The organism is Roseibium sp. AS2 (genome assembly GCF_038900065.1).
Classification (GTDB): Bacteria; Pseudomonadota; Alphaproteobacteria; order Rhizobiales; family Stappiaceae; genus Roseibium.
Genome location: NZ_JBBMQN010000004.1, coordinates 208,252 through 224,849 on the forward strand (window position 1 = coordinate 208,252; position 16,598 = coordinate 224,849).

Below are 16,598 nucleotides of genomic sequence, written 5' to 3' on the forward strand. Positions count from 1 at the left end.
CGCTCTAGATAAGGTCCGAAAGATGCCGGAGCAGTGGCCGGGGGCGGCGGCCTGCCGAGACCACTCTTGGACGGCAGGTGACGTTAAAGTCAAGATGTCTTTGGGGAAGCCGAAGACGAGGAGCGGAAGACAATGGCCAGGAAAAAGAACGCCGTGGACATGTTCGATGTGGTGATCGCGGGAGGCGGCTATGTGGGCCTGTCGCTGGCGGTCGCGCTGAAACAGGGCGATCCGGGCCTGGCCTGCGCCGTGGTCGATCCAAAGCCGATGGCGGATCTGCACAAGGATCCGCGCGCCTCGGCCATCGCGGCGGCGGCCTCGCGCATGCTGGGCCAGCTCGGCATCTGGGACAAGATTGCGGCCAAGGCCCAGCCGATCAACGACATGATCGTCACCGACAGCAAGCTGCGGGATGCGGTCCGGCCGGTCTTTCTGACCTTCGGCGGCGAGACCGCCGACGGCGAGCCCTTCGCGCACATGATGCCCAACGGCGTGATGATGCCCGCGCTTTACAAGGAGGCAAAGGCGCTGGGCGTGTCGTTTTTCGCGCCGGGCATGGCGGAGACATTCCGCACCCACACCGACCATGTCGAGCTGGCGCTTGAGGACGGCACGCTTTTGAAGAGCCGGCTGCTGGTGGCGGCCGACGGCGTGCGCTCCAGGCTTCGGGATCTCGCCGGGATCCGCACGGTCGACTGGGACTACGGCCAGTCCGGCATCGTGACGACGGTGAAGCACGAACGGCCGCATGAGGGCCGGGCGGAGGAACATTTCCTGCCGGCGGGCCCGTTCGCGATCCTGCCCCTGCCGGGCAACAGGTCGTCGCTGGTGTGGACGGAAAAGACCGCGGATGCGGACCGGCTGGTCAGGTCCGACGACTTCACCTTCGAGCTGGAGCTGGAACGCCGCTTCGGCCATCACCTGGGCACCCTGGAGCTGGACGGACCGCGCCGGGCCTATCCGCTCGGGCTGAAGCTGGCGCGGGACTTCGTCAAGCCGCGCTTCGCGCTGATCGGCGATGCCGCCCACGGCATTCACCCGATCGCGGGCCAGGGGCTCAATCTGGGCTTCAAGGATGTCGCTGCGCTGGCCGAAGTCGTGATCGACGCGCGCCGGCTCGGACAGGATCCGGGCGGCTTCGATGTGCTGGAACGCTATCAGCGCTGGCGCCGGTTCGACACCTTCCAGATGGGGGTCGTGACCGATGTGCTCAACAGGCTGTTTTCCAACGACAGCGACGTTCTGCGCGCGGTGCGGGATTTCGGTCTGGGCGTGGTCGACCGCATGCCCGGCCTGAAATCCCGCTTCATCAAGGAAGCCGCGGGCTTTGCCGGACCTGTTCCGAAATTGCTTTCCGGTGAGCCAATCTGATAGGACTTCGGACCGACAATCCTTTTCGCCGGGTGCCATTTGCCGGAATTCCCCTGAATGAATGATTATCCCGAGAGTTTTCCCAGGCCGCGCTCGATCCTGATCACGGGCAGTTCCTCCGGCATCGGCGCCTCGGCGGCCCACATCCTGCGCGGCCGGGACTGGCGGGTTTTCCCGGCGGCGCGGCGGCAGGAGGATGTCGACCGGCTGACGGACATGGGCTTCGAGGCGATCCGCCTCGACTATGAGGACGCGGCCAGCATCCGGGCCGGCGCCGAAGCCGTGCTGGAGCGGACCGACGGCCGGCTTGATGCGGTTTTCAACAATGGGGCCTATGCCATTCCGGGCGCTCTGGAAGACATGCCCACAGAGGCGCTGCGCGCGCTGTTCGAGGCCAATTTCATCGGCTGGCACGACCTCACGCGGCAATTGATCCCCGCGATGCGCGCCCACGGGTCGGGCCGGATCGTGCAATGTTCCTCGGTGCTCGGGTTTGTCGCGCTGAAATACCGGGGCGCCTATACGGCATCGAAATTCGCTCTTGAGGGCTATTCGGACACGCTGCGCCAGGAACTCAGAGGGTCCGGCATTCACGTCAGCCTGATCGAACCCGGTCCGATCGAGACCCGGTTCACCGAAAACGCGCTTGCCAATTTCGACCGCTGGATCGGCGCGGACGGCATGAAGGCCTCCCGGTTCCACAAGACCTATGAAAAGCGCCGGCAGCGCATGGAAGCGGGCGAACAGGGCCCGTTCAAGCTGCCGCCGGAAGCGGTGGTCAAGAAGCTGGTGCATGCGCTCGAGGCGAAGCGGCCGAAGGCGCGTTATCATGTCACGGTTCCGACGACGATCATGGCCGTGGCAAAAAGGGTGCTGCCGACCGGACTTCTCGACCGTTTCTGCATCCGGGCGGCCGACGGCGAGAAATAGACTTCCGGTCGTGCCGCGCCAGATAACAGGCTTCCACCGGCCATATGAGGTAACACCATGGCAGAGCTTTTCAACATTCTTGTCCCCATCGGAATGGCGGCGGTTGCCATCGTGCTTCTGCTGGGGATCTGGAACATGTTCCGCAACGGGCCGGCCAACCGGTCGCAGATGCTGATGCGCTGGCGGGTCGGGCTGCAGTTCCTGGTCCTTGTGCTGGTGATGGGCGGGCTCTACTTTTTCGGCGCAGGGCGCTGACGAAAAACAGGCACGCTCTGGTGCAGACCTGCCAAAACAGGTTCTAATTCTGCCGGATGGCAAAACGGGGGGACGGGATCGATGGTTGTCCTGAACAAGATCTACACAAAAACCGGCGACGACGGCACGACCGCGCTCGGCTCCGGGGAGCGCCGGCCGAAGAACGATCTCAGGATCGAGGCCTATGGCACCGTCGACGAAACCAACGCGGTGGTCGGCCTGACCCGGCTGCATACCGGCGCGGCCGCTCCGGAAGTGGATGCCGTGCTCAACCGGATCCAGAACGACCTGTTCGATCTGGGGGCGGACCTGGCAACACCGGAGACCGATGAGGACCTGGGCTACGAGCCGCTGCGCATCACGGACGCCCAGGTGGAGGCGATCGAGGCGGCCATCGACACGCTGAATGCCGACATCAGTCCCCTGAGATCATTCGTTCTGCCGGGCGGCAGCGCGGCATCGGCCCATCTGCACCTGGCCCGGACCGTGTCCCGCCGTGCGGAGCGTCTGATGGTCGACCTTGCCGCGCGCGAGCGGATCAATCCCGCCGCCGTGCGCTACATGAACCGGCTGTCCGATTATTTCTTCGTCGCCTCGCGCCACATGAACGGCAAGGGCGAGGAAGACGTTCTCTGGGTTCCCGGCAAGAATCGTTAGGCGCCCAGTGTTCCTTCCCCTCCACGATCAAAACGGGCTGGCGCATGTCCGGCGCCCCTACGTGAACCTGACGATCATTGCCGCCAATATCCTCATCTTCCTGGTGTTCCAGGGTGCTGGAGACGATCAGGCCATCGGCGCGTCGTCCTATTCCTTCGGCCTCATCCCGGTCGTGTTCTTCGAAATGCGCGAACTGGCGGAAGCGCTGCGCATGCAGCCGGACTGGATGTCGCTGGTGACCTATTCCTTCCTGCATGGCGGCTTCATGCATCTTCTGGGAAACATGCTGTTCCTGTGGGTGTTCGGCGACAATGTCGAGGATGCCATGGGCCATGTGCGCTATCTGGTGTTCTATCTGGCCTGTGCCGCCGCGGCCGGCCTTGCCTATGCGATGATGGACACACGGTCCGAAGTCCCCTTGATCGGAGCCTCCGGCGCGGTCTCGGGGGTGGTGGCGGCCTATCTGATGCTGCATCCAAGGGTGAAGGTCTGGGTGCTGTTCCTGGGCCGCATTCCACTGCGGCTGACCGCATTCTGGCTGCTGGGGGCCTGGGTCCTCTACCAGATCTTCAATGCGGTCACGGCCGCCGACAGCAATGTTGCCTGGATCGCCCATGTCGGCGGTCTGGCTGCAGGCGCCGTGCTGGTGCTGGTCCTCCGGCGCCGGGGCGTGCCGCTGTTCGACAAAAACCTGACCTGAACGTTCCGGGGACGGCCGGCGGGACAATCCGGCGCAGGCCTGTCGTGTTTTCGGGCCCGGTTTTCCCGCAAATGCTGCATTGCCGAACTGTCGCCGTTGCGACGCGTGTTTTTCCAGTCCCGGCAAATTGCCGCCTTAGACCTTTTACCGCGATTGACAGCCGCCGTGCGGGTCAGTACCGTCCCCCGCCATGCGCCACGATTGGCTCTTTTCCGCCATTTGTAACCTAACGTCATTCTGGTGGACGGGCCTGAGTAAGCGGTGCGGTGAAAGCCGGCCCAGCAAGAGGTTGAGACCAAATGAAGATCCTCGTACCCGTGAAGCGGGTCATCGACTACAACGTCAAAGTCCGTGTCAAATCCGACGGTTCCGGCGTCGATCTTGCCAACGTCAAGATGTCGATGAACCCGTTTGACGAAATTTCCGTCGAAGAGGCCTTGCGGCTGAAGGAAGCCGGCAAGGCAACGGAAGTCGTTGTCGTCTCCGTCGGTCCGCAACAGGCGACCGAAACGCTCCGCACCGGCCTGGCCATGGGCGCCGACCGCGGCATTCTGGTCAAGACGGACGAAACCACCGAGCCGCTGGCCGTTGCCAAGATCCTGAAAGCCATCGTCGAGGCCGAGGAGCCGGGCCTGGTGATCCTCGGAAAACAGGCGATCGACGACGACTGCAACCAGACCGGCCAGATGCTGGCCGCGCTGCTCGGCTGGAGCCAGGGCACATTCGCCTCCAAGGTGGATCTGGGCGACGGCACCGTCGACGTCACGCGTGAAGTCGATGGCGGCCTGCAGACCGTCAAGCTGAAGCTGCCGGCGATCGTGACCACCGACCTGCGCCTCAACGAGCCGCGCTATGCGTCGCTGCCGAATATCATGAAGGCCAAGAAAAAACCGATCGACGAGAAGACACCGGCCGATTTCGGCGTTGATGCCGCTCCGCGTCTCACCGTCGTGTCGACCGCGGAACCGGCAACCCGTCAGGCAGGTGTCAAGGTCGGCTCCATCAGCGAGCTGGTCGACAAACTCAAGAACGAAGCCGGTGTCCTTTAGGGCCCGTCGCAGGAGGAAAACACAATGACAACACTTCTTGTGGCTGAACATGCCGGTGGTTCGCTGAACGATGCCACGGCCAAGGCCCTCACCGCTGCTGTCGCCCTGGGCGGCGACGTGCATATTCTGGTGGCCGGCAAGGGCGTCCAGGGCGTTGCCGAGGAAGCCGCGAAGCTGACCGGCGCCGCCAAGATCCTGGTTGCCGAAAGCGATGCGCTGGAACACCAGCTTGCCGAACCGACCGCCGACCTGATCGTGGGCCTGGCCGGCGATTACGACGCCATCCTGGCCCCGGCGACCGCCAACGGCAAGAACACGCTGCCGCGTGTCGCCGCCCTGCTCGACGTGATGCAGATTTCCGACATCACGGCCGTTATCGACGCGGATACCTTCGAACGCCCGATCTATGCGGGCAATGCGATCCAGACCGTCAAGTCGGGCGATCCGAAGAAGGTCATCACGGTGCGCACCTCGACTTTCGCCGCGGCGGAAGACGGCGGTTCGGCCGCGATCGAGACCGTTGCGGGCACAGACGGCGCGGGTCTGTCCGAATTCGTCGGCGAGGAACTCTCCAAGTCCGACCGTCCGGAACTGACCTCCGCCAAGATCATCATTTCCGGCGGCCGCGCGCTCGGGTCGGAAGAGAAGTTCCAGGAAGTCATCATGCCGGTGGCCGATGCGCTGGGCGCCGCCGTTGGTGCGTCGCGGGCCGCAGTGGATGCCGGCTACGCGCCGAACGACTGGCAGGTCGGCCAGACCGGCAAGGTCGTCGCCCCGGATCTCTACATCGCCTGCGGCATCTCCGGCGCGATCCAGCATCTGGCCGGCATGAAGGATTCCAAGGTGATCGTGGCGATCAACAAGGACGAGGAAGCGCCGATCTTCCAGGTCGCGGACTACGGACTGGTCGCGGATCTGTTCGACGTCCTTCCCGAACTGAAGGCCGCCGTCGAGTAGGACCTGCGACAAAATGATCACGGACCCCGGGGTGAATGACAGTTTTCGCTCCGGGGTTCTTGCTGTTCGGCGCAAGACTTGCCAAAAATAGCCGCAACCCGGCCAGACGGGATGTTTCTCTAGCAATCTGCGTTCCAATGAGCGCGGGTCGCTCCAATGGGGTAGAATCGATCAACTCTTGGATGTCCGCCCGCTTCGGGCGGGATATCCGTTGATCCAGCGATCGGATTTTCAGGATGGCAGTCGAAATCAAGAAAGTCGGCGTGATCGGCGCCGGTCAGATGGGCAGCGGTATCGCGCATGTGTGTGCACTCGCGGGCTTCGACGTGGGCCTGAGCGACATTTCCACGGAGCGGATCGAATCCGGCCTTGCCTCGATCAACGGCAACATGGCCCGTCAGGTCCAGAAATCCCTGATTACCGAAGAAGAGCGCGCCGCCGCCCGTGACCGGATCACGCCGGCCGGGGATCTCGACCTTCTGCGTGACGCGGATCTGGTGATCGAATCGGCCGTCGAAAACGAGCAGGTCAAGCGCAAGATCTTTGCCCAGGTGTGTCCGATCCTGAAGCCGGAAGCCATCCTGGCAACAAACACCTCCTCCATCTCCATCACGCGTCTGGCGGCGACGACGGACCGTCCGGAGCGTTTCATCGGCATTCACTTCATGAATCCGGTGCCGCTGATGGAGCTGATCGAGCTGGTGCGCGGCATTGCCACGGAAGACGAGACCTTCGAGGCGTCCAAGGCCTTCTGCGTCAGGCTGGGCAAGCAGGTCGCGGTGGCCGAGGATTTCCCGGCCTTCATGGTCAACCGGATCCTGCTGCCGATGATCAACGAGGCGATCTACGTGCTTTACGAAGGTGTCGGGTCCGTCGAATCGATCGACAAGGCCATGCGGCTCGGCGCGAACCACCCGATGGGCCCGCTGCAGCTGGCCGATTTCATCGGCCTGGACACCTGCCTGTCGATCATGCAGGTGCTCTATGAAGGCCTGGCGGATACAAAATACCGTCCGTGTCCGCTGCTGGTGAAATACGTGGAGGCCGGCTGGCTCGGCCGCAAGACCCAGCGCGGCTTCTACGATTACCGCGGCGAGGAACCGGTTCCGACCCGCTAAGATCCGAATTTGATGAATCTTGCCCGCTACTGTCTGACCGCTGCGGTGCCGGATCCCGAGAAGACGGCGCTGGAAGTGATCGGCACGGGCGGCACCGTTCTGGAACAATGGCGCTACGGTGCGCTCACCGACGCGGTGCTTTCGGTTGCCGCAGGACTGTCCGCCACCGGGCTCGACCGGGGCGACCGGGTTCTGTTGCGGATCGGCCATTCCAGCGATTTTCCGCTGCTGTTCTTCGGCGCCATCGCCGGCGGCTATGTGCCGGTGCCGACGTCGCCCCAGCTAACATCCACGGAAACATCCGCGATTCTTGCCGACAGCGGTGCCCGGCTGGTGCTGCATGACGGCAAGACGGGCGTTCCGGAGACGGCCGGGGCCCGGCTTCTGGGTCCGGCGGATATCAGCGGCCTGAAACAGGCCACCCCCGCTTCCTTTGCCGATACGGACAGGGAAGATCCCGCCTTTCTGATCTACACGTCAGGCACCAGCGGAACACCAAAGGGTGTTCTTCACGCGCACCGGGCGGCTGCCGCGCGCAAACCCATGTACCAGGGCTGGTACGGGATGCGGGCGCGGGACAGGCTGCTGCATGCGGGCGCCTTCAACTGGACCTACACGCTGGGCGTCGGCCTGATGGACCCGTGGGCGAACGGGGCGACCAGCATCGTCTATGACGGCCCGCGCGATCCGGAGCTGTGGCCGGACGTGATCACGGCCAGCCGGGCGACGCTTTTTGCCGCCGTGCCGAGCCTTTACCGCCGGATCCTGAAATACGGCACAGTGAGCCCGCAGTCGTTTCCTGATCTGCGCCATGGGCTGACCGCCGGCGAGGCCCTGTCTGCAGGTCTTCATGAGGACTGGAAGGAACGCAGCGGCCGGGAGCTTTACGAGGCCCTCGGCATGAGCGAAATCTCGACTTATCTGTCCAGCGGCCCGGAGACGCCGGTGAGGCCCGGATCACCAGGCAAGCCGCAAGCGGGCCGCAAGGTTGCGATCCTGCGCGAGACCGGTGACGAGGCCGGGTTCGCTGCCACCAACGAGGCCGGCCTGCTTGCCGTTCATCGGGACGAGCCCGGGCTGATGCTGGGCTACTGGAACAGACCGCAGGAGACCAACGCCGCCTTTCGCGGCGACTGGTTCCTGACCGGCGACCGCGCCCGGCGGGACGATGACGGCTACTACTGGTACGAGGGCCGTGCGGACGATCTGATGAACGCCTTCGGCTACCGGGTTGCGCCGGAAGAGGTGGAACGGGTGCTGGCGGGCGATCCGCAGATTCAGGAGGTCGCGGTGACCGCGGTTCCCGCGAGGGACGGTGTCAGCCTGATCACGGCCTTTGTCGTGCCGGTGGATCCAACTGCGTTCGATGCCGATCGGCTGGCCGCGCACGCCGCCGCCAATCTGGCGGAATACAAGCGTCCGAAGGACTACAAGGTCCTCAAGGAACTGCCGCGCACCCCGTCCGGGAAGCTGCGCCGGACGGCTCTGCGCCGGCGCCCGGGCCCGTGACCCGGCTGAAGGCGTTTACGCACTTTTAACAGCCGGGCGCTAGGGTGATTCGCAACTAGGGAGTTTCTGATGGACAGCGTCGGCATCGCCAACACGTTCGTTGCGCAGAGCCAGGCCGAGACGGCTCAGGCGCTGCAGTCAAAAATGCTGAAAATGTCCGCGCAGCAGGATGCCAATCTGGTGGCGCTGCTGCAGCAGGGTGCTGAAAACCTGCAGTCGGCCCAGGCCGCTCCCGGGGCCGGTCTCGGTGCCCAGGTCGACGTGACTGCCTGAACGCCTTTCCCGACTTTCTGTCCCGAATTCTTAACACGACGGTCTGAATCGCCTCGCGTCGCGCGTGAATTCGACCTGATTCGCGCGATGCTTCACGGGCTTTCCCCTGCGTTGCTCCCAGGTGTGGATGCCGGCGCCTGTCACTGATTTCAGTATCTTGCCGGGCTTCTCATAAAATTTTAAGTAAATCTTCGGAAGCGCATGGACGCTCCGGTAAGGAACCTGCCGGGTAATTCCTGGTGTTTACCTTTGAACCCGCCTGTATCTGCCAATATGTGTCAGCAAGATCGTATCCAGAGATTGGAACCCCGATGCCTGACGCAATACAGGGATCATATGCAGCATTTCAACCGTCCTTCGCCTCCGCGCAACCGGACCAGGTCGCACAAAAGGCAAAGGCGATCAATGCCGGTCAGTCCGAGGTGGTTGCGCAAACCGTGCAGCGCCAGGCGGATTTCAGCAGCAGCCGCGCGGAATTCCTGAGCCGTCAGGCTGAACAACTGGAAAACCGTGCGGAGACGCGCAACCCGGAAAACGGTCTCGGAAGTCAGGTCGACATTCTGGTCTAGAAACCGGTTTCAACAGTACGCCAAGGAGTATCTGATTATGGCGAGTGTATCCGACAGCACTTCTTCCTCGGCCGCCTACAGCGCGGCCAGCGTTCGAAACGAGCTGTCTGCGAATGCGGTCAAGGACCAGAACGATCAGGAACGTCAGGTTGCCGAGCGCCTTGACGAGGCCCAGGCGACCCAGGAACAGGACCGCCGCGAACAGCGCCAGATCCCGGGTCTTGGAAATGCGGTCGACATCACGGTCTGATTATCCGACCGCCGGACACACGGGTTTGTGGGTCCGGTTTCAGGGAGCTTCAGGGGTGGTCACGAGAGCGGACTTTCAATCGGCATCGATTGAAGGTCCGTAAGTCGTTCTGCGCCACAAATCCTGTCGCCCCGCAAGCCGTCCGCTCCCAAAGAGTTCGGGCCAAAGAGTTCGAGCTGCCGGCGCGGTCACCGGGACGCAGGGTGTTTCACGTTCCAGCAGCCTTCATGGCGCTCTCGATAAGCGCCTTTGCCTCGCCGGAGGCCCATTCGGCGGGGCCGTACATGGTGCCGACTTCGCAGCCCTCCGGTCCGACCAGGATCGTTGTCGGCAGTCCGGTGGCGCGGGCGACCTTCCTGAGATCCTTCAAAAGCCGGTTCGAACTGTCCTGGTAGAAGGCGAGATTTCCGACGCCGATTTCGTCCAGGAAAGCTTTGGGCTTGTCCGGCCCTCCCCGGTCGAGGTTGACCGCAACCACCTCGAATTCACCGTTTCCGAGATCGGCCTGGAGCTGATCCAGTGCCGGCATTTCCTTCCGGCAGGGCGCGCACCAGGTTGCCCAGAGATTGAGAAGCACCGTTCTGTCGGCGAAATCGGCCAGCGTCACCGGTGCGCCGTCGTCTCCCAGAAACGCAAGGTCGCGCAGATCCAGCGGCTGGCTCGCGGGCAGGAACGCGGCCACCTCTCCGGTTGCATGGGGCTTGACGGCACCGGCAGCCGCCAGCGCGGCCGTACAGCTTTGCGTGCCGGCGATATTGCCATTCGGACCAACGATCACGTATAGAGCCGCTACGGCGGCCACTGCACCAGCGAGCCCGGCGGCGATGATGCCGCGTCTGGAGGCTTTTGCGGGTTCGGTAGGCTTGGTCATTCGTTCACACCCCGACGGGGCGCCTTCTAAAGGACAGGACATGAGCAATCGCATGTGGGGAGGCCGGTTCGCCGAGGGACCGGACGCCATCATGGAGGAGATCAACGCCTCCATCGACTACGACCGGAAGCTTTATAGGCAAGACATCGACGGCTCGAAAGCCCATGTGCGCATGCTCGCTGAAAAAGACATCGTGACGCGGGACGATGCCGACAAGATCGTTCAAGGTCTAGACACAATCCTGTCAGAAATTGAAAACGGTACATTCACCTTCTCCCGGGCTCTGGAAGACATTCACATGAATGTGGAGGCCCGCCTTGCCGAGTTGATCGGTCCGGCCGCGGGCCGGCTTCACACGGGGCGCTCCCGCAACGACCAGGTGGCAACCGATTTCCGCCTCTGGGTTCGGGACACCCTCGACACGCTCGAAGCCCAGCTGAGCGAATTGATGCAGGTTCTGGCCGAAAAGGCGGAAACGCATGCTGCCGTCGTCATGCCCGGTTTCACGCACCTGCAGTCGGCGCAGCCGGTCACCTTCGGCCATCATCTGCTGGCTTATGTGGAAATGTTCGGCCGCGACCGCAGCCGGATGCGCGATGCCCGCGCCCGCATGAACGAATGCCCGCTCGGCGCGGCGGCGCTGGCCGGCACGTCCTTTCCGATCGACCGTGCGATGACGGCCGAGGCGCTTGGCTTCGACCGCCCCTGCGCGAACTCCCTGGACGCCGTGTCGGACCGGGATTTCGTGATCGAGGCGCTGGCCGCGGCGTCGCTGACGGCGATGCACCTGTCCCGTCTGGCCGAGGAAATCGTGATCTGGTGTTCGGCGCAATTCGGCTTCGTCAAACTGTCCGACAAGTTCTCGACCGGGTCGTCGATCATGCCGCAGAAGAAAAACCCGGACGCGGCCGAACTGGTGCGGGCCAAGTCGGGCCGCATCTACGGATCGCTTCAGGCACTGCTGGTGATGATGAAGGGATTGCCGCTGGCCTATTCCAAGGACATGCAGGAAGACAAGGAACAGGCCTTTGACGGCCTGGCCAGCATTTCCCTGGCGCTTGCGGCGATGACCGGCATGATGCGGGATCTGGAGCCTGCGGTGAAAACCATGAAAAAGGCTGCCGGGTCGGGGTATTCGACCGCAACGGACCTGGCCGACTGGCTGGTTCGCGTGCTCGGCCTGCCGTTCCGGGACGCCCATCATGTCACCGGCAGGATCGTTGCGCTTGCGGTTGAAACCAATGTCGAGCTGCACAAGGTGCCGCTGGAGGACATGCAGGCGGTGGAACCGAAAATCACGGCGGAGATCTATTCGGTCCTGTCCGTTGACAAGTCGGTGCGCAGCCGCGTCAGCTACGGCGGCACCTCGCCGGTCAACGTGCGCAAGCAGGCGCGGCGCTGGCTCAAGGATCTGGCGCGGGGCTGAGGGTCTTGCCGAATGCGCCGTGTCATGCGAGGACAGGAACCGGCGCATGGCGTCAAGACACGGTCCGGGTCCGCGCGGGAGCGGATCAACCGTTACAAAGGGGCACAATGGCGATGACAACCCGGCTCAAACTCCTGGCTTTGCTCGGCCTTTGCCTGGGCCTGATCCTGACCGGGTGCGGCCGAAAGGGCAGCCTGGACGACCCGGGGGCGCCGGTGCCCGAGGCAGGCGAAGCCCTGGATCCGGCCGTGGCCGCGCCTGCGCCTGCGGTCCCGCCGGAAAACGACCGGTCCTTTCCGCTCGATTTCCTGATCCGGTAAGAGACCGGCGCAGCGGGCGACCGGGTCGCCCGTCAGGCAAGTGAAGATTGACCCTGGAGCTCCCGCGTTCGGCGGAAAACGGACACGGTGCCCGACAGTTTGAACACGATCGACCTTCCTGATGCCGTGCCCGCAGCGTGGCATCCGGCGGTCCAGCCGCACGAGGCATTCCTTGCACCATTTTGATTACAAGAACGGCGAACTATACGCCGAGGATGTCGCGATCGCGCGGATCGCGCAGGAGGTCGGTACGCCGTTCTACTGCTATTCGACCGCCACGCTGTCCCGCCACTACCAGGTGTTTTCGTCCGCGTTCGACGATATCCCGTCCCTGGTCTGCTACGCCATGAAGGCGAATTCGAACCAGGCGGTGCTGAAGACACTGGCTCAGCTGGGCGCGGGCATGGATGTGGTCTCCGAGGGCGAGCTGCGCCGGGCGCGGGCCGCCGGCGTTCCGGCCGACAGGATCGTCTTTTCCGGCGTCGGCAAGACCGAAGCCGAACAGACACTTGCGCTGGAAGAGGACATTCTGTGCTTCAACGTGGAGTCCGAGCCCGAACTCCGGCAATTGTCGCGGGTCGCCTCCGCGATGTGCCGAACCGCGCGGGTGTCCATGCGCATCAACCCGGATGTGGATGCCAGGACCCATGCCAAGATTGCCACCGGGAAGGCGGAGAACAAGTTCGGCATTCCGTGGCAGAGGGCCCGGGAAGTCTATGCCGAAGCCGCCGCACTGCCCGGAATCGAGGTTTCCGGAATCGACATGCATATCGGCTCGCAGATCACCGAGCTGGAACCCTTCGACAATGCCTTTGCCCGCCTGGGCGACCTGATCTCGGACCTGCGTTCCCAGGGCCACAGGATCGATCACGTCGATCTCGGCGGCGGGCTCGGCATTCCCTATGTCACGGACAACAATCCGCCACCGCATCCGGATGCCTACGCCCAGGTCGTCAAGAAGCACGTGCGCGAACTCGACTGCAGGGTGATGTTCGAGCCGGGCCGCATGATCGCCGGCAACGCGGGGATCCTCGTGACCGAAGTCATCTACATGAAGGAAGGCGCGGACAAGACCTTCGTGATCGTCGATGGAGGCATGAACGACCTGATCCGACCAACACTCTATGAGGCCTATCACGAGGTCCGTCCGGTCCGTGAAACGGTGGATGGCACGGAGCGAATCAAGGCGGATATTGTCGGGCCGGTCTGCGAAACCGGCGATTATCTGGCCCAGAACCGGGATATGCCCAGGGTCGTTGCGGGCGAGTTGCTGGCGATCTATTCCGCGGGCGCATACGGCGCGGTTCAGTCCAGTACCTATAATTCGCGTCTTCTGGTCCCGGAAGTGCTGGTAAACGCTGATCAATTCGCGGTGGTTCGGCCACGGCCGAGCTACGAGGACCTGATCGCCCTGGACCGTATTCCGGACTGGTTCAACGGTTCGTGACACAATCTTCCGGCAATTAGTTGTTCCGACAGGTTGCCGGACGGCTTCCTTTGCCTCACTTTATTGGGGGTGGGCAGGTTCCGCAGGCTGATTTATCCGGGTCGACATATCCGGAATGACTGCCGGTTTGCGGGGCTGGTGTGGAGATCTTGAAATGGAGTTCGTTCGGCTGCAGCCGCCGGAATGCGTTCCAGGATCGTGATCCACGCCGACAATACCAACTTGCCAGTCACCCTTCGGGCCTGAAGTCCGTTCAAGGCATGCCGGGAATCGGGACAAACTTCAGATCCGGGTGACAGGAACCGGAGGTGCCATTGAGCCCGACTGACAGCAATCGAGATCCCGCCCGGCCGACGCTGCCCGAGGCTGCCGGATGGCGGGCCTTTGTCAGATCCCGCCTCGACCGTATCGTCCGGCACAGCCGCTGGGCCTTGTTTGTGGAACGCCTCTGGCGTGCCGCGCTCCCCGTTCTCGTTGTCATCGGCGCTTTTGTCGGCCTGTCCTGGCTCGGCCTGTGGCTGGTTCTGCCGGTCTGGGCTGGCCCGCTGGGCGTTGTCGCCTTTGCCGGCGCCGCGTTCTATGCCGGGAAGGATCTCCGACACCTGTCCTGGCCCACGCGCGAAGAGGCTCTTGGCCGGGTCGAGCAGGCCTCGGATCTTTCGCACCGTCCGCTGACCGCGCTCGAGGACGAGCTGTCGATCGGCACCGACAATTCGGAAAGCCAGGCCATCTGGGCGCTGCATCAGCGCCGGACAGCGGCGGCCATCGCGGCGGTCCGCTCCGGAGCACCCGACCCCCAGGCCTACCGGAAAGACCCCTGGGCGCTGCGTGTTCTCGCCGCCTGTCTGCTTGTCATCGGATTTTCGACCGCCAGCGGCGATCATGCCGGACGTCTGGCCTCCGCCTTCCAGAACCCGTTCAAGACTGTGGAGCCCCCCAGCCGGCTGGACGCCTGGGTGACGCCGCCGGTTTATACCAACGAACCGCCGATCTATCTGAGCGGGGAAAGCGCCCGGTTGCGCGAGCCCGGTGCGCCGGTCTCGGTTCCGGAGGGGTCTGTTCTGGTCGTCAGAAGCCAGGGTGCCCGCGAACTTGCCATGACCTTCGCCACGGCGGACGATGACGAGCCGCAGGTGATCGAACCGGATGTTCTGACCGAAAACCCCGACGAGGAGCTGGCGCACCTGCTGCCGGTCGAGCGGCGCCTCGAGCTGGAGACCGCCGGAGTGGTCGAGCTTCTGATGGGTGATGAGCGGCTGCACAGTTACGTCTTCGCGGTCCGCCCGGACGATTCACCGGAGATCCGTCTGACCGACGATCCGGAGCCACAGCTTAGCGGTGCCCTGAAATTCTCCTACCTGGTCAAGGACGATTACGGCGTGGTCGCGGCCGAAGCCCGCGTCGCTCCGTTGCCCGATCCCGATGACGGCGACCGGGTTCCCAGGCCGCTGGTGGACGCACCGCAGTTTCCGTTGTCGCTCCCGCCCCGGGCGGGAACCGCCAAAACGGCTGAAACGATCCGCGACCTGACGTCTCATCCCTGGGCGGGATCGGAGGTCGACCTCATCTTGAGCGCGCGCGATCAGGCCGGTCAGGAAGGCGTGTCGCCCGCCTACCGGATCGCCCTGCCGCAGCGCCGGTTCGGCAAGCCGCTGGCGCGGGCAGTCGTCGAGCAGCGCCGGAACCTGGCGCTGGACGCCCAGAACCAGGTGGAAATCATCACCGCTTTCGATGCCCTCATGCTGGCGCCGCAGGCCTTCGACTTCAAGGCACGCAATTACCTGGGCATGCGGTTTGCCTATGGACAGCTTGTTGCCGCGACAACGGACGAGGAGCTCAGGGAGCTGCTGCCGCTGTTGTGGGATCTTGCCCTGTCGATCGAGGATGGCGACCTGTCGGCCGCCGAGCGCAAGTTGCGCGAGGCTCAGGAGGCGCTGCGCAAGGCACTGGAAGAAGGCGCCAGCGAGGAAGAGATCGCCAAGCTGACGCAGCAGCTTCGGGAGGCCTTGAACGAGTACATGCAGGCGCTGGCCGAGCAGATGCGGCAGAACCCGCAGGCGATGCAGCCGTTTGACGGCAACCAGCAGACCCTCGATCAGCAGGACCTGAGCGAAATGCTCGACCGGATCGAGGAGCTGGCCCGGACGGGATCGCGGGACGCCGCGCGCGAACTGCTCGCGCAGATGCAGCAGATGCTGGAGAATCTGCAGGCCGGACGGCCGCAGATGATGCCCAACAGCATGAGCAGCGAAATGATGGAAATGCTCAACCAGCTTGGGGAAATGATCCAGCAGCAGCAGCAACTGATGGACGAGACGCACAAGTTCAATCAGGACCAGCAGCAGCAGCGCCAGGGGCAGCAACAGCAGGGTCAGCAACAACAGGGACAGGGCCAGCAGCTTACCCAGGAACAGTTGCAGCAGATGCTTGAGCAGCTTCAGCAGGGACAGGGCGATTTGGCACAGCAGCTGCAGCAGCTCATGGAGCAGCTCAATCAGAACGGCATGGGCCAGAACGAAGCGCTTGGCGAAGCCGGTGAGTCCATGGGCCAGGCGGAGCAGTCCCTGGATGGCGCCCAGGGTCAGCAGGCGCTCGGTCAGCAGGGCGACGCTCTCGATGCCCTTCGGCGCGGCGCGCAAGGCATGACCGAACAGATGATGGGCCAGGGAGAAGGTCCGGGGTCACCGGGCGGTCTGTCTCCGCAGGACGAGGACCCGCTGGGGCGGCCGCGCCGGGCGGAAGGTCCCGATTTCAACAACCGTGTGCGCATTCCCGATGAAATCGACGTGCAACGGGCGCGCCGGATCCTTGAGGAATTGCGCCGCCGCTTCTCCGATCCGTCCCGGCCGAAGCTGGAACTGGATTACCTGGAAAGGTTGCTGAAGCGGTATTGACG

At 63.8% G+C, this 16,598-nt stretch carries 17 protein-coding genes; 16 read left to right on the forward strand and 1 reads right to left on the reverse strand.

Translation table 11 applies throughout. The annotated features are described in order from the left end of the window. Window positions 1-132 precede the first annotated feature (132 nt). From WNZ15_RS12950 to WNZ15_RS13005, 12 genes are all read left to right on the forward strand, one after another. Window positions 133-1,371, forward strand: coding sequence for a ubiquinone biosynthesis hydroxylase (locus WNZ15_RS12950; RefSeq protein ID WP_342893399.1), 1,239 nt, complete (start codon window positions 133-135; stop codon window positions 1,369-1,371). 57 nt (window positions 1,372-1,428) lie between these two features. Beyond that, window positions 1,429-2,301, forward strand: coding sequence for an SDR family oxidoreductase (locus WNZ15_RS12955; RefSeq protein ID WP_342893400.1), 873 nt, complete (start codon window positions 1,429-1,431; stop codon window positions 2,299-2,301). Between the two features lie 57 nt (window positions 2,302-2,358). After that, complete coding sequence (locus WNZ15_RS12960) at window positions 2,359-2,556, forward strand: twin transmembrane helix small protein (protein ID WP_342893401.1); 198 nt, start codon at window positions 2,359-2,361, stop codon at window positions 2,554-2,556. Window positions 2,557-2,637: 81 nt separating this feature from the next. After that, a complete protein-coding gene (locus WNZ15_RS12965; protein ID WP_342893402.1) occupies window positions 2,638-3,213 on the forward strand; it encodes a cob(I)yrinic acid a,c-diamide adenosyltransferase in 576 nt (191 codons plus the stop codon). Between the two features lie 7 nt (window positions 3,214-3,220). Continuing rightward, entirely contained in the window at window positions 3,221-3,913 is a 693-nt protein-coding gene (locus WNZ15_RS12970) for a rhomboid family intramembrane serine protease (RefSeq protein WP_342893403.1), read from the forward strand. A gap of 299 nt (window positions 3,914-4,212) precedes the next feature. Further along, a complete protein-coding gene (locus WNZ15_RS12975; protein ID WP_342893404.1) occupies window positions 4,213-4,962 on the forward strand; it encodes an electron transfer flavoprotein subunit beta/FixA family protein in 750 nt (249 codons plus the stop codon). 24 nt (window positions 4,963-4,986) lie between these two features. Next, window positions 4,987-5,919, forward strand: a complete 933-nt coding sequence (locus WNZ15_RS12980) for an FAD-binding protein (protein WP_342893405.1) — start codon at window positions 4,987-4,989, stop codon at window positions 5,917-5,919. A 236-nt stretch (window positions 5,920-6,155) separates the two neighbouring features. Next, on the forward strand, window positions 6,156-7,037 hold the full coding sequence (locus tag WNZ15_RS12985; protein WP_342893406.1) for a 3-hydroxybutyryl-CoA dehydrogenase: 882 nt from the start codon (window positions 6,156-6,158) through the stop codon (window positions 7,035-7,037). 12 nt (window positions 7,038-7,049) lie between these two features. After that, entirely contained in the window at window positions 7,050-8,546 is a 1,497-nt protein-coding gene (locus tag WNZ15_RS12990; protein WP_342893815.1) for a class I adenylate-forming enzyme family protein, read from the forward strand. Window positions 8,547-8,615: 69 nt separating this feature from the next. Beyond that, entirely contained in the window at window positions 8,616-8,819 is a 204-nt protein-coding gene (locus tag WNZ15_RS12995) for a hypothetical protein (protein ID WP_342893407.1), read from the forward strand. Between the two features lie 311 nt (window positions 8,820-9,130). Next, window positions 9,131-9,388, forward strand: a complete 258-nt coding sequence (locus WNZ15_RS13000) for a hypothetical protein (RefSeq protein WP_342893408.1) — start codon at window positions 9,131-9,133, stop codon at window positions 9,386-9,388. Window positions 9,389-9,425: 37 nt separating this feature from the next. Beyond that, window positions 9,426-9,638 carry a hypothetical protein gene (locus WNZ15_RS13005; protein WP_342893409.1) on the forward strand — a complete coding sequence of 71 codons (213 nt, stop codon included), beginning with the start codon at window positions 9,426-9,428 and terminating at the stop codon, window positions 9,636-9,638. A 208-nt stretch (window positions 9,639-9,846) separates the two neighbouring features. Here the strand turns inward: WNZ15_RS13005 and WNZ15_RS13010 are convergent, their stop codons facing one another. Beyond that, window positions 9,847-10,509: a TlpA disulfide reductase family protein gene (locus tag WNZ15_RS13010; RefSeq protein ID WP_342893410.1), complete on the reverse strand. Its 663-nt coding sequence runs from the start codon at window positions 10,507-10,509 to the stop codon at window positions 9,847-9,849. A 40-nt stretch (window positions 10,510-10,549) separates the two neighbouring features. Between WNZ15_RS13010 and argH the strand changes: the two genes are divergently transcribed. The 4 genes from argH (at window position 10,550) to WNZ15_RS13030 (ending at window position 16,596) form a co-directional block, all read left to right on the forward strand. Continuing rightward, complete coding sequence (gene argH / locus WNZ15_RS13015; protein ID WP_342893411.1) at window positions 10,550-11,935, forward strand: argininosuccinate lyase; 1,386 nt, start codon at window positions 10,550-10,552, stop codon at window positions 11,933-11,935. Between the two features lie 107 nt (window positions 11,936-12,042). Continuing rightward, on the forward strand, window positions 12,043-12,255 hold the full coding sequence (locus tag WNZ15_RS13020) for a lipoprotein (protein WP_342893412.1): 213 nt from the start codon (window positions 12,043-12,045) through the stop codon (window positions 12,253-12,255). A gap of 172 nt (window positions 12,256-12,427) precedes the next feature. Then, entirely contained in the window at window positions 12,428-13,702 is a 1,275-nt protein-coding gene (lysA, locus tag WNZ15_RS13025; RefSeq protein WP_342893413.1) for a diaminopimelate decarboxylase, read from the forward strand. Window positions 13,703-14,016: 314 nt separating this feature from the next. Then, window positions 14,017-16,596: a TIGR02302 family protein gene (locus WNZ15_RS13030; protein ID WP_342893414.1), complete on the forward strand. Its 2,580-nt coding sequence runs from the start codon at window positions 14,017-14,019 to the stop codon at window positions 16,594-16,596. Window positions 16,597-16,598: the final 2 nt, after the last annotated feature.

Coding starts and splice junctions, on each gene's coding strand:
- WNZ15_RS12965 (WP_342893402.1), top strand. CDS start 2,638: ATGGTTGTCCTGAACAAGATCTACACAAAAACCGGCGACGACGGCACG.
- WNZ15_RS12960 (WP_342893401.1), top strand. CDS start 2,359: ATGGCAGAGCTTTTCAACATTCTTGTCCCCATCGGAATGGCGGCGGTT.
- WNZ15_RS13000 (WP_342893408.1), top strand. CDS start 9,131: ATGCCTGACGCAATACAGGGATCATATGCAGCATTTCAACCGTCCTTC.
- WNZ15_RS12980 (WP_342893405.1), top strand. CDS start 4,987: ATGACAACACTTCTTGTGGCTGAACATGCCGGTGGTTCGCTGAACGAT.
- WNZ15_RS13005 (WP_342893409.1), top strand. CDS start 9,426: ATGGCGAGTGTATCCGACAGCACTTCTTCCTCGGCCGCCTACAGCGCG.
- WNZ15_RS12990 (WP_342893815.1), top strand. CDS start 7,050: ATGAATCTTGCCCGCTACTGTCTGACCGCTGCGGTGCCGGATCCCGAG.
- WNZ15_RS13010 (WP_342893410.1), bottom strand. CDS start 10,509: ATGACCAAGCCTACCGAACCCGCAAAAGCCTCCAGACGCGGCATCATC.
- WNZ15_RS13020 (WP_342893412.1), top strand. CDS start 12,043: ATGGCGATGACAACCCGGCTCAAACTCCTGGCTTTGCTCGGCCTTTGC.
- WNZ15_RS12975 (WP_342893404.1), top strand. CDS start 4,213: ATGAAGATCCTCGTACCCGTGAAGCGGGTCATCGACTACAACGTCAAA.
- argH (WP_342893411.1), top strand. CDS start 10,550: ATGAGCAATCGCATGTGGGGAGGCCGGTTCGCCGAGGGACCGGACGCC.
- WNZ15_RS12995 (WP_342893407.1), top strand. CDS start 8,616: ATGGACAGCGTCGGCATCGCCAACACGTTCGTTGCGCAGAGCCAGGCC.
- WNZ15_RS12950 (WP_342893399.1), top strand. CDS start 133: ATGGCCAGGAAAAAGAACGCCGTGGACATGTTCGATGTGGTGATCGCG.
- WNZ15_RS12985 (WP_342893406.1), top strand. CDS start 6,156: ATGGCAGTCGAAATCAAGAAAGTCGGCGTGATCGGCGCCGGTCAGATG.
- WNZ15_RS12955 (WP_342893400.1), top strand. CDS start 1,429: ATGAATGATTATCCCGAGAGTTTTCCCAGGCCGCGCTCGATCCTGATC.